Genomic DNA, 13890 nt, shown 5'->3' on the forward strand with positions numbered 1-13890 from the left:
GATGGACATTTTCAACGCCGTCGTCCAGGTGCTGGATTCGACCATCCGCCTTTCGGTGCCGCTGCTGCTCGCCTGCCTGGCGGGCCTCTATTCGGAACGGGCCGGCATCTTCGACATCGGTCTCGAAGGCAAGATGCTGGTCGGCGCCTTTGCCGGCGCCGCCGCTGCTTCGGTCTTCCATTCCGCCTTCCTCGGCCTCGGCATGGCCATCCTGATTTCCGTCGCTTTCGCGATGGTGCATGGATTTGCGTCGATCACGCATCGCGGCAACCAGATCGTGTCCGGCGTGGCCATCAACTTCATCGCCGCAGGATCGACCATCATCCTCGGCCAGGCCTGGTTCCAGCAGGGCGGGCGCACGCCGGCGCTGCAGCCGGGCGAACGCTTCGCAGCGATCATCTGGCCCGGCGCCGACGCGATCAAGGATGTGCCGATCATCGGCCCGATCTATGCCGAGTTGATCTCCGGCCACTCGATCCTGGTCTACTTCGCCTTCGCCATGGTGCCGTTCACCTGGTGGGTGCTGTTTCGCACCCGCTTCGGGCTGAGGATGCGCGCCGTCGGCGAAAATCCGGCCGCCGTCGACACCGCCGGCATCTCGGTCGCGTGGCTGCGCTATCGGGCGCTGATCTGCACCGGCGTGCTTACCGGCGTCGCGGGCGCCTATCTGTCGATGGTGCAGAATGGCGGTTTCGTGAAAGACATGACCGCGGGCAAGGGCTATATCGCGCTTGCCGCGCTGATCTTCGCCAAATGGAGGCCGGTCAACGCCATGTTCGCCTGCCTTTTGTTCGGCTTCCTCGATGCCGCGGCGATCCGCCTGCAGGCCTCGCCGCTGCCGATCATCGGCAAGGTCCCTGTACAATTCATGCAGGCGCTGCCCTATGTGCTGACCGTCATCCTGCTCGCCGGCTTCATCGGCAAGGCTATCCCGCCGCGCGCCGGCGGCGTGCCTTATGTGAAGGAACGCTGAAGTCGGAGACGCTGGGGCCGGATTTTCGTCCGGCGGCGACCGGCATTTGAACAAGATCGTGGGAGAGAAGAACCGGATGTCGCATGATCTGTTCGAGGCGGCGAAGACGGCGATGGCCAAGGCCTATGCGCCCTATTCGAAATTCCCGGTGGGTGCGGCGTTGCGCACCGAGGACGGGCGCGTCTTCACCGGCGCCAACATCGAGGTAGCGTCCTATCCGGAAGGCTGGTGCGCCGAGACGACGGCGCTCGGCCACTATATCATGGGCGGCGGAGGCAGGATCGTCGAGATCGCGGTGATCGCCGAACGCATGGCCAAATGCTCGCCCTGCGGTGGCTGCCGGCAACGGTTGGCGGAATTCTGCCGGCCGGACACGAAGCTCTATCTGTGCGACAACGCCGGCGTGGCCGAGACCGTGACCATGGGCGACATGCTGCCTTACGGCTTCAGGGGCGACATCTTGAAATGATGGAAGCGCTGGATCATCTGGTCGAGAAGCTGGACGGGCTGGCGCCCGCGGCCGCGCTTGTGCTGGGCTCAGGCCTTGGCGGTCTGGTCGACCAGGTCAAGGATGCCAGGCGCATCTCCTATGCCGAACTGCCGGGCTTCCCGCGCAGCGGTGTTTCCGGCCACGCCGGCGAGGTGGTTGCCGGGCATTTCGCCGGCACGCCGGTACTCATGCTGTCCGGGCGCGCGCATTATTACGAGCATGGCAATGCCGCGGCGATGCGGCCGGCGCTTGAGGTGCTTGCCGGCATCGGCATCTCGCGCCTCATCCTCACCAACGCCGCCGGCTCGGTCGATCCTGAAATGGGGCCGGGTTCGGTGATGCTGATCACCGACCACATCAATTTCTCCGGCTCCAACCCGCTGATCGGCGAGCCGAGCGACCGCCGCTTCGTCGGTCTCACCGAGGCCTTCGATGCCGGCTTGCGCGGCGCGATCGAGAAGGCGGCGAAGGCGACCGGCACGGCATTGCACCAAGGCGTCTATATGTGGTTTTCCGGACCCTGCTTCGAGACGCCGGCCGAAATCCGCATGGCGCGCGTCATGGGCGCGACGGCGGTCGGCATGTCGACCGTGCCGGAGGTCATCCTCGCCCGCTTCCTCGGCCTCAAGGTCGCCGCCTGCTCGGTGATCACCAACCTGGCGGCCGGCATGACCGGAGCGGAGCTCTCGCACCAGGAAACCAAGGACATGGCGCCGGTCGGCGGCGCGCGGCTGGCGACGATCCTGCGGCGCGTCTTCCAGAACGGCTTGCCCGACTGATGCTGCCGCAGGAGATCATCCGCCACAAGCGCGACGGCCACAAACTCTCGGCCGACGAGATCGCGGCCTTCGTCGCAGGGCTGACGGCCGGCACCATCTCCGAGGGCCAGGTCGGCGCTTTCGCCATGGCCGTGTTCCTCAACGGCATGAGCCGCGAGGAGGCGGTGGCGCTGACGCTCGCCATGCGCGATTCCGGCGACGTGCTCGACTGGTCCGACCTGCCGGGGCCGGTCACCGACAAGCATTCGACCGGCGGCGTCGGCGACAATGTCTCGCTGATGCTGGCGCCGATCGTCGCCGCCTGCGGCGCCTATGTGCCGATGATCTCGGGGCGCGGCCTCGGCCACACCGGCGGCACGCTGGACAAGATGGATGCCATCCCCGGCTATGCCAGCCAGCCGGACGTGGCGCTTTTCCGCAAGACGGTGCTGGAAGCGGGCTGCGCTATCATCGGCCAGACCGCCGGTTTGGCACCCGCCGACCGCAGGCTCTACGCGATCCGCGACGTGACGGGGACCGTCGAATCGATCCCGCTGATCACCGCCTCGATCCTGTCGAAGAAACTTGCGGCGGGCTTGGGCTCGCTGGTGCTCGACGTCAAGGTCGGCAACGGCGCCTTCATGGAAAAGTCGCGCGATGCGGTCGCGCTGGCGAACAGCCTGGTCGAGGTCGCCAACGGCGCCGGCCTGAATGCATCCGCGCTGGTGACGGGCATGAACGAGCCGCTGGCTTCGGCGGCTGGCAACGCGGTCGAGGTGCGAAATGCCGTCGATTTCCTCACCGGCCGATATCGCGACCGCCGGCTGGAGGACGTGACGCTGGCGTTGGCGGCCGAGATGCTGCAGTCGGCGGGGCTCGTCTCGTCCCACCAGGACGGTATCAGGCGCGCCACCGAGGCGCTTGCCGGAGGCCGTGCGGCAGCCGTCTTCGCGCGAATGGTGGCGGTGCTTGGCGGTCCCGGCGATTTCATCGAGAGACCGGAAAAGTATCTGCCGACGGCGCCGGTCGAATTGGCCGTGAAAGCGGAACAGGATGGGTTCGTGACCGGCGTCGCCACGCGCGATATCGGGCTTGCCGTCGTCACGCTCGGTGGCGGGCGTTCGCATCCCGACGACAAGATCGATCATGCCGTCGGTCTGACCAGGCTGTTGCCGGTCGGCGCCGAGCTGCGCCCGGGCGAGGCACTGGTGCTGGTGCATGCCCGCACCGACGCCCAGGCCGGGGCGGCAGCGGCCGCCGTGCGTGCCGCCTATACGATCGGGGGTTCCAAGCCGCCCGCCGAAAAGACCGTGCTCAGGCGGATATTGCCTCGCTGATCGGCCTTACTGAACGAGCAGCAGCGAGCCGTCCTGGACCTGGTATTTCTGCAGGCGCTGCAGGAAGCTCATGCCGATCAGGTTGGTCTGCAGCGCCCTGTCGTCGAGCACCATCGCCTGGACGTTGTCGACCGATATCTTGCCGATCTGCAGGCGCTCGACCGTCACCACGGCGGCCTTGATCGCCCCGTTGGCGGTGTTCACCTGGCGATTGAAGTCGGACGGGTTGAGCGAGATGCCGATCCTGCGGGCGGTCGAGGTGTTGATGGCGACCAGCGTCGCGCCGGTGTCGATCATACCGTCGATCTGACGGCCGTTGAACTTGAACTGCGACGTGAAGTGACCGCGCCCGTCGGCATTGACCAGCACCTGACGGCCGAGCGGCATCGGCGTCGCCGGCTTGTCCGGGACCGAAGCGAGATTGACCTGCGGCTCTGCTTTCGGCGCAGCCGGCCGCGAGGCAACGGTCGATTTCAACAAGCCGTCCACCAGATGCGGATTCGCCTGATAGACGATCGGAATCGAGGCCGAGGTTCCGGCAAAGATGCCAAGGATGAGAAGCTTGCGCAGCATGGATGCCCCTTAAATCGAGGCCGCATCCTTACGCCGACATGGTGGTTTCCGCTTTAACGTGCGCCGGAACCGCGCGGTTGTGTAAACGCGTGGTAAACGGATGCGCTCATTTTGTCCCGTACATGCGGTCGCCGGCGTCGCCGAGGCCGGGCATGATGTAACCCTTGTCGTTCAACTGCCGGTCTATCGAGGCGGTGAAGATCGGCACGTCCGCATGCGCCTTGGTGAAGCGTTCGATGCCTTCCGGGGCGGCAAGCAGGCAGAGGAAGCGGATGTTGGTGGCGCCGCGGCCCTTCAGCTTGTCGATCGCGGCGATCGCGGAATTGGCGGTCGCCAGCATCGGATCGACGACGATCACCAGGCGGTCGGCAAGATCGCTCGGCGCCTTGAAGAAATACTCGACCGCTTCCAGCGTCTCATGGTCGCGGTAGAGGCCGATATGGGCGACGCGTGCCGCCGGCACCAGGTCGAGCAAGCCTTCGAGCAGGCCGTTGCCGGCGCGCAGCACCGAGGCGAAGACCAGCTTCTTGCCTTCCAGCGTCGGCGCTTCCATCTCCTCGATCGGCGTCTCGATCATGGTCGTGGTCAGTTCAAGATTGCGGGTCACCTCATAGCCGAGCAGAAGTGAAATCTCGCGCAGCAGCCGCCGGAAACCTGCCGTGGAGGTCTCCTTCTTGCGCATGATGGTCAGCTTGTGTTGGACGAGGGGGTGGTCGACGACGGTGACGCCCTGCATGATGTGCTCCGACTGGTTCGGGGTAGTAGTCAGTAGTGAGTAGTGAATAGTGAGCCGATTTGCGAGTCCTCGCCTCGGGGAAAGCTCTGGCCTTCAACCGATCTATGCGCGCTCGGCCAAATCCATAACTGCTGACTACCGACTACTCCCTACTCACTCACCGCACCTTCAGGTCCAACCGGCCCAGCAGCATCGCCTTGGTCTTCTTGTCCACGAAGGCCGCCTCGATGGCCGTTCTGGTGATCCCTGCGAGCGCCTTGTCGTTCATGGCGAAATGCTCGGCGGCGATATCGTATTCGCGCTTCAGCGAGGTCCAGAAGTAGGGCGGGTCGTCGGAGTTGAGCGTTACCTTGCAGCCGGCGGCGCGCAGCGCCGGGAAGGGATGGTCGGCGAAGCTGTCGAACACCTTCAGCGCGATGTTTGAGCCTGGGCAGCATTCCAGCACCACGCCTTCGGCGGCGATGCGGCGGACAAGGTCCGGGTTTTCGATGGCGCGAACGCCGTGGCCGATGCGTGAGGGGCGGATGTGGTCGAGCGCCGCCTTGACACTTTCCCAGCCCATCAGCTCGCCGGCATGGATGGTGATGCCGAGGCCCGCCTCGCGCGCGATCTCGAAGGCGCGCACATAGTCCTCGAAATCGCCGATGCGCTCGTCGCCGGCGACGCCGAAACCGGTCACCAGCGGATTGCCGCAGCGCGCCGCGAAGCGTGCCGCCTGCTCGATCGCCTCGACCCCGACATGGCGCACGCCGGTGACGATCATGCGGCCCTCGATACCGGTCTTGGCCTTGGCGCGGGTCATGCCTTCGCCCAGCGCGTCCGTATAGGCTTTTGGCGACAGGCCGGCCTTCTTGGCATGGTCCGGCGAGGTGAAAACCTCGGAATAGATGGCGCCGTCGCGGGCGAGGCTGGTCAGGTAATGGTCGGCGAGGCGCGCATAGTCCTCTTCCGTGCGAAACAGGTCGGAAGCGAAATCGTAAGCGGCGAGAAACGAGGTGAAATCGTGCCAGACGAAGGAGCCGTTGCGGATGTAGGGCGAAGGGTCCTCGCCGTATTTGCGGGCCTGGCTGACGACGAGCTCGGGCGCCGCCGCCCCTTCGATGTGGCAATGCAGTTCGGCCTTCAAAATCATGCGGTCATCTCGTCCGATATGCTGCTCTCGCGCAGATTCTGGCCGGAAAATCATGCGTGACCTTTCCCTGCGGGGTTTTGAAGGCGCGGCCGAAAACCGCGCCTTGGACAATAGCGTCGGCACCATCGATCGGCTATGGTCCCGCCGGTTTTATGACGGATCAAAATAATGTCAGTTGAGAGAACCACGGCCGCGGGCGGCATGGAAACTTCCTATGGTTTCAGGAAGGTCGGGGAAGGCGAGAAGCAGCCCCTCGTCAACGACGTCTTCCACAAGGTGGCCAATCGATACGATCTGATGAACGATCTGATGTCGGCTGGGTTGCATCGGTTGTGGAAGGACGCGATGGTCGCCTGGCTGAACCCTCCCAAAAAAGTGGGCTGGAAGGTGCTCGACGTCGCCGGGGGCACCGGCGATATCGCCTTCCGCATCGTCGAGGCCAGTCAGCGACAGGCCCATGCCACGGTGCTCGACATCAATGGCTCGATGCTGGCTGTCGGCCGCGACCGCTCCGAGAAGCAGGGTCTTGCGGCAAACACCGACTTTGTCGAGGCCAATGCCGAGGAATTGCCTTTCGAGGATGAGTCCTTCGACGCCTATACGGTCGCGTTCGGCATTCGCAACGTGCCGCGCATCGAAGTCGCCCTTGCTGAAGCCTATCGCGTGCTGAAGCGCGGCGGGCGGTTGCTCTGCCTCGAATTCTCCGAGGTCGATATGCCGCTGCTCGACAAGGCCTATGAGGCCTGGTCGTTCAATGCGATTCCCAAGATCGGCAAATCGGTCACCGGCGATGGCGAGCCCTATTCCTACCTTGTCGAATCCATCCGCAAATTCCCCAACCAGCAGAATTTCGCGGCGATGATTGCCCGCGCCGGCTTCGACCGCGTCACGTTCCGCAACTATTCGGGCGGCATCGCCGCCCTTCATTCCGGCTGGAAGCTTTGAGGCGCGGCCCCTTGCAGCAGGCCCCTTTGACACAGGCAGGGCTATGAGCAGCGTCGCCGCCGCCTTTCGGCTCGCCAGGGCCGGCTGGGTGTTGGTCCGCGAGGGCGTCGTCGCGGCGTTGCCTGGCGAAGAACTCTCCGGCATGCCGAAATTCGGCTGGCGCGTGGCGCGGCTTTTTACCCGCCGCCGGGCGCTGAGCTATCAGCGCGGCGACAGGCTGGCGCGAGCGGTGGTGCGGCTCGGACCCTCCTACGTCAAGCTCGGCCAGTTCCTGGCGACGCGGCCCGATGTCGTCGGCAACGACATGGCGCTGGACCTCGCGCTGTTGCAGGACAAGATGCATACCTTCCCGAAAGCGGAAGCGATCCATGCGATCGAAGCCTCGCTCGGGCGCAGGATCGACGATCTCTATGCCAGGTTCGGGGACCCCGTTGCCGCCGCCTCGATCGCGCAGGTGCATGGCGCCGACGTGGCTCGTGACGGAACGACGTCGCGCGTGGCGGTGAAGGTCATCCGGCCCGGCGTGCGGCGCCGCTTCTTCCAGGATCTCGAAAGCTATTTCCTCGCGGCCCACCTGCAGGAGAGATACATCCCTTCCTCGCGCCGGCTGCGTCCGGTCGAGGTGACCCAGACGTTGGCGCAGACCACCAAGGTCGAGATGGACTTGAGGCTCGAGGCGGCCGCGCTTTCCGAACTCGGCGAGAACACCAAGGACGATCCGGGCTTTCGCGTGCCCGCGGTTGATTGGGAGCGCACCGGCCGCGACGTGCTCACCATGGAGTGGATCGACGGCACCAAGATGAACGACATCGCCGGCCTTGCCAATGCCGGTCACAACCTCAAGGCGATCGCCGCCAATCTGGTCCAGTCGTTCCTCAGGCACACGCTGCGCGACGGCTTCTTCCATGCCGACATGCATCCGGGCAACCTGTTCGTCGAAGCCAACGGCACCATCGTCGCCGTCGATCTCGGCATTGCAGGCCGGCTCGGCAAGAAGGAGCGGCGCTTCCTCGCCGAAATCCTCTATGGCTTCATCGTGCGCGACTATCAGCGCGTCGCCGAGGTGCATTTCGAGGCGGGCTATGTGCCGCGTCAGCACAATGTCTCGGCCTTCGCGCAGGCGATCCGCGCCATCGGTGAGCCGATCCACGGCCAGTCGGCCGAGACCATTTCGATGGCGAAGTTGCTGACGCTGCTGTTCGAAGTCACCGAGCTGTTCGATATGGCGACGCGGACCGAGTTGGTGCTTTTGCAAAAGACCATGGTGGTGGTCGAAGGCGTCGCCCGCACGCTCGATCCGGCCTTCAACATGTGGAAGACTTCCGAGCCTGTGGTCAGCGACTGGATCGCGGGCAATCTCGGCCCGCGCGGCATGCTCACCGACGCGCGCGACGGCGCCAAGGCGCTATTGACGCTGGCACGGCAGGCGCCGGACCTTGCCGCCCGTACCGACCGGCTGTCGCGCGAGATCGACCTGATGGCCGAGAACGGCCTGCGCTTCGACGAAGCGACGGCCCGCGCGATAGGTAGGGCCGAAGCGCGCCACACCCGCTCCGGTCGGGTGGCGCTGTGGGTGATTGCGCTGACGCTGATCTACATCGCGTTGAAATTGCTCTGAGTCCCATGCGGCTTGCGATTAACTGACTGCATTGCTATCATTGCAGGCGCGCTATCTGAGCGAGTGCAATCACACATGGCCAGCATCACGATCCGCAATCTGGATGACGCGGTCAAGGACCTGCTGCGGCAGCTCGCCGCCGAAAACGGCTGCTCGATGGAAGAACAGGCACGGGCAATGATACGCGCCGCGGTCGAAGGAAGGGCAGGGCAGGCTGACCGCATTGGCGAGATCGAGAAGACGCTGCGTGCGCTGACAGGCTCCAAGGAGCAGGCGGCGCCGGTTGTCGCCGCGTCCGCCAAATCAATTTCTCGGGGTTCTCTCTCCGGCAAGCGCATCCTGCTCATCATCGGCGGTGGCATCGCCGCCTATAAATCGCTCGACCTCATCCGGCGGCTGCGCGAACGCGGCGCGTCGGTGCGGGTGGTGATGACGTCGGCCGCGCAGGAGTTCGTCACCACGCTGTCGGTCGGCGCGCTTTCGGCCGACCATGTCTTCACCGAGCTGTTCGACCGCAAGGACGAGCACGATGTCGGCCATATCAGGCTGTCGCGCGAGGCCGATCTGCTGGTGGTGGCGCCCGCCACCGCCGACCTAATGGCGAAACTTGCCAACGGCCACGCCAACGACCTTGCCTCGACGGTCCTTCTGGCAACCGACAAGAAGGTGCTGATGGCGCCGGCGATGAACCCGAAGATGTGGGCGCACGCCGCCACGCGCCGCAATCGGGCGACGCTTCAGAAGGACGGCATCGCCTTTGTCGGTCCCGCCAAGGGCGAGATGGCCGAAAGCAACGAAGCGGGCGAGGGCCGCATGGCCGAGCCGCTGGAGATCGTCGCCGCGATCGAAGCCGTGCTCGACGAGAAGCCGAAGCCGCTTGCCGGCCGCAGGATCATCGTCACCTCGGGGCCGACGCATGAGCCGATCGACCCGGTGCGCTACATCGCCAACCGCTCCTCGGGCAAGCAGGGTCACGCTATTGCGGCGGCGCTGGCGAAGCTCGGCGCCGATGTGCGGCTGGTTTCCGGTCCGGTCACCATCGCCGATCCGGCAGGCGTCGCGACCACTCATGTCGAAACAGCCGCGCAGATGAAGCAAGCGGTCGAGAGCCTGTTGCCGGCGGACGCCGCCGTGTTCGTTGCCGCCGTTGCCGACTGGCGCACGGCGAACGCCGCCGGCGAGAAGATCAAGAAAGTGGCGGGCGAGGGACCGCCTTCGCTGCAGATGGTCGAAAATCCAGACATCCTGGCCGGCATCGGCCATCACGCGCAGCGGCCGGGCCTCGTGGTCGGCTTCGCCGCCGAGACACAGGATTTGATCGCCAATGCCGAGGCGAAGCTGAGGAAAAAGGGCGCCGACTTCATCGTCGCCAACGACGTCTCGCATGAAAGCGGCATCGGCCCGTCCGGCGTGATGGGCGGCGACCGCAACAAGGTGCGCATCGTCTCCAGGACCGGCGTCGAGGAATGGCCGGAGATGGGCAAGGACGAGGTGGCGGCGCGGCTCGCCGCGCTGATTGCGGAGCGGCTGCAGACCGTCGTGGTTTAGTTTAGCCGGTCGCTTGCTGAGGCCGCGGCGTCGGCAGCGCGACCCTCAGCGCGGCGATGCACCCCAGGATAGCTAGAGGCACGAAGGCGAGGAACAGCCAGCCGGCAACGCCTGCGGCGGCTTCACGGGTCAGGCCCTCCGAGAAGCCGCTGGCATTGGCGACGATGCCGGCAAGCGCCGCGCCCACCGCATAGCCGATGCGCTGCATGGTCGGCACGGCTGCGGAGGCGATCGTCTGCTCGCCGTCGCGCGCCGAAGCGACGATGACGCGCGTGAGGAAGGGCCAGCAAACGCCGAAGCCGCCGCCCTGCAGCAGGGCGCAGAGCAGGATGAGCGGGATCGAGCCTGCCGGGATCGTGTAGGCGAAGCCAGCGAGGCCGGAAGCGATCATCAGCGCGCCGACGACGATGATCAGCCTCTCGCGCTCCAGCGGGGCATTGGCGATGAGGATCGACAGGATCGACCAGGCGATCGATTCTGCGGCGATAATGTAGCCGGTGGTCAGGATCGGAATGCCGTGCAGGGTGGTCAAAAGCAGCGGCCCGTAAATGGTGAAGGTGCAGGTCGCCACGGAGAATGCCGCAACCATGGTCATGCCGCTGCCAAGCGGCGAGCGCCATGAAAACAAAGGTGACGGAAAGAGCCGCGATTGTGGCCTGAGGGCATCGATGCGAAAGAACAGCGACAGGCCGATCAGGCCGAGGAAGAGCAGCAGTGACGAGCGCAACAGGGCAATGTCGATGCCGGCAGCGGCGATCAGCACCACGCTGAGGGCGAGACAGGCGAGCGCCGGATAGGGGAAAGGTGGTGCCCTGCCGCTGACCACCTGCGGCTTCCTCGCCTCGGGCGTGTCGAGCACGATGAAGCTTGCCAACGCCATCGCCGCCCCGCCGAAGGTGAAGATGCCGAAAGCCCAGCGCCATGACAGGAACTCGGTCATGAGCGCGCCGAGCATCGGGCCGCTGAAGGCCGCGACGCCCCAGATCGCGGACATGATGCCGAAGAGCTGCGGCCAGATGTTGCGCGCAAACAGGCGCTCGACCGACACGAAGGCGAGCGACACAAGCGCGCCGCCGCCAAGCCCCTCGACTAGGCGCCCGGCAAGGAACAGCGGCATCGAGGGCGCTGCGGCGCAGATCAGCGCGCCGATCGCGTAGAGCAGCGCGGCGACCATCATGTTGGAGCGCAGGGCGACATAGCTGACCAGCCGGCCGGCGGCGGCGCCGGCGACGATCGCGCCGAGCTCATAGATCGCCAGCGACCAGCCGACCAACTGCACGCCTGCGAGATCGCCGACCATGGCCGGCATCACCGTCGCCACCATCGTCTCGTTGGTGGCATGCAGCAGGATGCCGAGGCTTACGAAGCAGAAGCGCGCCAGATCGCCGCTCGCCCACAACGCCCGCCAGTCGACCTTGTTCTCTGATTCCGTATTCAAGACGCTCACCGATCTTTAGAGCAGTTCAGCGCTCGTAGAATCGCCGACCTGCTCTAACTCCTTATTTTTCGCGCAATTCCGGACGGAAAACCGCAGCGCATTTTTCCTGGAACTGCTCTGCCGGGCATGTCTCTAGAACCTCAACCGAGCTTGAGCTCAAGCGAATTCTTTTGCAGCAGCGAGGCCGTCAATTCGCCGTGGACCCGGGATCTGGTCCGGAAATCAGTGAATGGGGTCCGGCTCGGTTTCGGATTCACGCCGGCAGCCGTCGATGACGGGGTGTATGGTCCACTGGTTTTCCGGATCCTGCTGGGCTGCGGCGGTCAGCGGCGAGCCGGCCGAATTCACGGCTTCGCACCAGCGGGCAGAGCTGCCGTCCGGAACCGGAGATTCATTCCAACTGCCGTTCCAGGTGCCGATCTTCTGACAATGCTTGATCGGATGGATCTCGTTCCAGCCTTCGTGGGCGGAATCATAGACCCACGTCCCCTTGACGAACAGGATGTCGGCGCCTCGCCTTGTCGGATCATTGACGTGAAGGTCGCCGAGATTTTCGTCGACATCGGTTGGATTGGCTGTGTCGAGAATCCCCACGATGCCCCCGACTAGGACAATTGCGGCCGCGATGACCGTCAGGATCGCACAGGCGATCCAACCGAAGAAGGGAATGGCGCAAGCCACCGCCGCGGCGGTGGCCACGGGGATCGCGGCAAGGCATGCGATCATCAGATCGTAGACGCCGGCTCCTTCGAATTCGCAGTGAAGCACCGCGGTAGGGTCGTCGTTGGCCCACTGACGAGCCTCCAGTCCCTGCCAGTCGAGGCCCGCATTCTTGATCGCGGGCGTGTTGGCGATCAGCCGCCCGAACGGCGTGATCTTCTCCGCCTCGGCCTGCGGCGTGAATTCGAAGACGTTTCCCGGAACCAGATTGAGACTGTAGTCGGTGTCAAAGCGATCGAGACCGGACTTCTCCTGGGGCGGATCGATCTTGAGCAGCCAGCCGACTGCGCATTCGTCGCCGCCGAGGCAGACCAGCCGGTCGTAGAGCCACCAGCGGCAGTATGCGAGGATGGCCGCGAGCGCGACCAGCATGACCGCCGGTCCGGCAACGACGCCGACCAGGATCAGCGGAAGCGCAACCACGGCAGCAGCAACGATCACCTGCGCATATTGCTTGCCGATATGATTTCCGACCGAAATGCATCTTGTGTAGTGCCGGTAAGCCATGGTGGTTCCTACCGTCCGACATAAAGCGTCACGCCGCCGGCAAGTCCGCGCGCCGAGAAGGCATGGACGTTGACCGCCTTGCGGCCGGTGAAGCCGGCAGGTGGCTCGACATTGACGGCGACGGAAATCTCTTCTCCGGGACCGAGGGCGGCTTGCGCCGGGTCGAAGGTGACGAGCCAACCGGCAGGGATGGGATGTGCCCGGCGGGTATGGCCGGCAGGCAGCGCCGCTATGGTGCCGGGAAAGGTGCGCAGCGGCCGGCGGGAGGGCCTCGGGCGGGGCCGCTCGCCGCAGACCGGCAATTCAGGCAATGCATAGGTGTCGGCTTCAAGCCGAAACTCGGCCCTTTCCCGTTCGCCGTTGCGCAAACGGAATTCGAACTTTGCCGGGGAATGGGCCACGCCGACGGTGGTGTTGTCCTGCCCGAGGTTGTTGTTGGGGTTCACGTCGTCCAGCCAGTCGAGCAGCACCTGGATGCAGTAATGACCCGGCTCGGCCGGCGTGCGCCATTTGACCGAAGCAAAGGCCGGATGATTTGCGCCGCCTTTGACTCCGAGATCGGTCTTTGTCTCGTCTATCCAGGTCGAGGTGGTCCCGATGCCGAAACTCAGATAGGAGAACTTCACTGGCAGGTCGACGATCGGCGCCTCGGTCGAGTTGTTCCAGATGCGCGCGACGACCTCATATTCGGTATCTGGCTCCAGCATATGCGGCGGTACGGTGACGCCACCGCGCTTGATCTCGATATCCGGATTGTCCCAGGTGACAGCCAGGCCCTGGCCCATCAAATAATACTGAGCATAGATCAAAGGGTCTGGCCGCTTGTAGGCGGGATCGCTGATCTTGACGCAGCGTTGCGGCCCGCTCCGATCGAGCCGGCTGGGAAGCTTGGCTCTTTCGCAGATCAACCTGATGAGCGCGCAAATCTGCCCGGCTATCCGGCGCAGATTGTCTGGCCAATGCCTGAAGGCGTCAACGATCGCCTGCAGAAATTCCAGTATTTTGGGGACCGGGGTCACGGCCTGTCTCGGGCGGTCAGCGTCGCTGCCGACGCATATAGAACCAGATCGCAGCGACTAGGAACGGAGCAAGGATCAAAAGAAGTTCGAAAGATC

13 protein-coding genes are annotated in these 13890 nt (G+C 64.8%); 7 read left to right on the top strand and 6 right to left on the bottom strand.

The window, feature by feature from the left end; all coding sequences use genetic code 11:
- Position 1 precedes the first annotated feature (1 nt).
- The 4 genes from FJ957_RS00140 to deoA all read left to right on the top strand — a co-directional run bounded on the left by FJ957_RS00140 (position 2) and on the right by deoA (position 3558).
- Positions 2-973 carry an ABC transporter permease gene (locus FJ957_RS00140; protein WP_140827198.1) on the top strand — a complete coding sequence of 324 codons (972 nt, stop codon included), beginning with the start codon at positions 2-4 and terminating at the stop codon, positions 971-973.
- Positions 974-1049: 76 nt separating this feature from the next.
- Positions 1050-1442: a cytidine deaminase gene (gene cdd / locus FJ957_RS00145; RefSeq protein ID WP_095766692.1), complete on the top strand. Its 393-nt coding sequence runs from the start codon at positions 1050-1052 to the stop codon at positions 1440-1442.
- Positions 1439-2242: a purine-nucleoside phosphorylase gene (locus tag FJ957_RS00150; protein WP_140827199.1), complete on the top strand. Its 804-nt coding sequence runs from the start codon at positions 1439-1441 to the stop codon at positions 2240-2242. The genes cdd and FJ957_RS00150 overlap by 4 nt, the downstream gene beginning before the upstream one ends.
- On the top strand, positions 2242-3558 hold the full coding sequence (gene deoA, locus FJ957_RS00155; RefSeq protein ID WP_140827200.1) for a thymidine phosphorylase: 1317 nt from the start codon (positions 2242-2244) through the stop codon (positions 3556-3558). The genes FJ957_RS00150 and deoA overlap by 1 nt, the downstream gene beginning before the upstream one ends.
- A 6-nt stretch (positions 3559-3564) precedes the next feature.
- Here deoA and FJ957_RS00160 read toward each other — a convergent pair whose 3' ends face one another.
- The 3 genes from FJ957_RS00160 to FJ957_RS00170 form a co-directional block, all read right to left on the bottom strand.
- Complete coding sequence (locus FJ957_RS00160) at positions 3565-4131, bottom strand: TIGR02281 family clan AA aspartic protease (protein WP_140827201.1); 567 nt, start codon at positions 4129-4131, stop codon at positions 3565-3567.
- A gap of 106 nt (positions 4132-4237) precedes the next feature.
- Positions 4238-4867 (bottom strand): uracil phosphoribosyltransferase, encoded by a 630-nt coding sequence (gene upp / locus FJ957_RS00165; RefSeq protein WP_140827202.1) that lies wholly within the window; start codon positions 4865-4867, stop codon positions 4238-4240.
- Positions 4868-5024: 157 nt separating this feature from the next.
- Entirely contained in the window at positions 5025-5999 is a 975-nt protein-coding gene (locus FJ957_RS00170) for an adenosine deaminase (RefSeq protein WP_140827204.1), read from the bottom strand.
- Positions 6000-6167: 168 nt separating this feature from the next.
- Here FJ957_RS00170 and ubiE point away from each other — a divergent pair, with 168 nt between their 5' ends.
- From ubiE to coaBC, 3 genes are all read left to right on the top strand, one after another.
- Positions 6168-6944, top strand: coding sequence for a bifunctional demethylmenaquinone methyltransferase/2-methoxy-6-polyprenyl-1,4-benzoquinol methylase UbiE (gene ubiE, locus FJ957_RS00175; RefSeq protein WP_140827208.1), 777 nt, complete (start codon positions 6168-6170; stop codon positions 6942-6944).
- Positions 6945-6987: 43 nt separating this feature from the next.
- Positions 6988-8562, top strand: a complete 1575-nt coding sequence (gene ubiB, locus FJ957_RS00180) for a 2-polyprenylphenol 6-hydroxylase (RefSeq protein WP_140827212.1) — start codon at positions 6988-6990, stop codon at positions 8560-8562.
- Positions 8563-8637: 75 nt separating this feature from the next.
- Positions 8638-10110 carry a bifunctional phosphopantothenoylcysteine decarboxylase/phosphopantothenate--cysteine ligase CoaBC gene (gene coaBC / locus FJ957_RS00185; RefSeq protein WP_210243226.1) on the top strand — a complete coding sequence of 491 codons (1473 nt, stop codon included), beginning with the start codon at positions 8638-8640 and terminating at the stop codon, positions 10108-10110.
- Between the two features lies 1 nt (position 10111).
- On the opposite strand, the gene FJ957_RS00190 is transcribed toward coaBC, so the two are convergent.
- The 3 genes from FJ957_RS00190 to FJ957_RS00200 form a co-directional block, all read right to left on the bottom strand.
- On the bottom strand, positions 10112-11548 hold the full coding sequence (locus tag FJ957_RS00190; protein WP_140827216.1) for an MFS transporter: 1437 nt from the start codon (positions 11546-11548) through the stop codon (positions 10112-10114).
- Between the two features lie 222 nt (positions 11549-11770).
- On the bottom strand, positions 11771-12775 hold the full coding sequence (locus FJ957_RS00195; protein WP_140827220.1) for a hypothetical protein: 1005 nt from the start codon (positions 12773-12775) through the stop codon (positions 11771-11773).
- An 8-nt stretch (positions 12776-12783) separates the two neighbouring features.
- A complete protein-coding gene (locus tag FJ957_RS00200; RefSeq protein WP_140827224.1) occupies positions 12784-13794 on the bottom strand; it encodes a hypothetical protein in 1011 nt (336 codons plus the stop codon).
- Positions 13795-13890: the final 96 nt, after the last annotated feature.

Source organism: Mesorhizobium sp. B2-4-6 (genome assembly GCF_006442775.1).
Taxonomy (GTDB): domain Bacteria; phylum Pseudomonadota; class Alphaproteobacteria; order Rhizobiales; family Rhizobiaceae; genus Mesorhizobium.

What these genes read in the sequence shown, in the direction of transcription:
- FJ957_RS00140 (WP_140827198.1), top strand. Translation starts at nt 2, where the DNA reads ATGGACATTTTCAACGCCGTCGTCCAGGTGCTGGATTCGACCATCCGC.
- cdd (WP_095766692.1), top strand. Translation starts at nt 1,050, where the DNA reads ATGTCGCATGATCTGTTCGAGGCGGCGAAGACGGCGATGGCCAAGGCC.
- FJ957_RS00150 (WP_140827199.1), top strand. Translation starts at nt 1,439, where the DNA reads ATGATGGAAGCGCTGGATCATCTGGTCGAGAAGCTGGACGGGCTGGCG.
- deoA (WP_140827200.1), top strand. Translation starts at nt 2,242, where the DNA reads ATGCTGCCGCAGGAGATCATCCGCCACAAGCGCGACGGCCACAAACTC.
- FJ957_RS00160 (WP_140827201.1), bottom strand. Translation starts at nt 4,131, where the DNA reads ATGCTGCGCAAGCTTCTCATCCTTGGCATCTTTGCCGGAACCTCGGCC.
- upp (WP_140827202.1), bottom strand. Translation starts at nt 4,867, where the DNA reads ATGCAGGGCGTCACCGTCGTCGACCACCCCCTCGTCCAACACAAGCTG.
- FJ957_RS00170 (WP_140827204.1), bottom strand. Translation starts at nt 5,999, where the DNA reads ATGATTTTGAAGGCCGAACTGCATTGCCACATCGAAGGGGCGGCGGCG.
- ubiE (WP_140827208.1), top strand. Translation starts at nt 6,168, where the DNA reads ATGTCAGTTGAGAGAACCACGGCCGCGGGCGGCATGGAAACTTCCTAT.
- ubiB (WP_140827212.1), top strand. Translation starts at nt 6,988, where the DNA reads ATGAGCAGCGTCGCCGCCGCCTTTCGGCTCGCCAGGGCCGGCTGGGTG.
- coaBC (WP_210243226.1), top strand. Translation starts at nt 8,638, where the DNA reads ATGGCCAGCATCACGATCCGCAATCTGGATGACGCGGTCAAGGACCTG.
- FJ957_RS00195 (WP_140827220.1), bottom strand. Translation starts at nt 12,775, where the DNA reads ATGGCTTACCGGCACTACACAAGATGCATTTCGGTCGGAAATCATATC.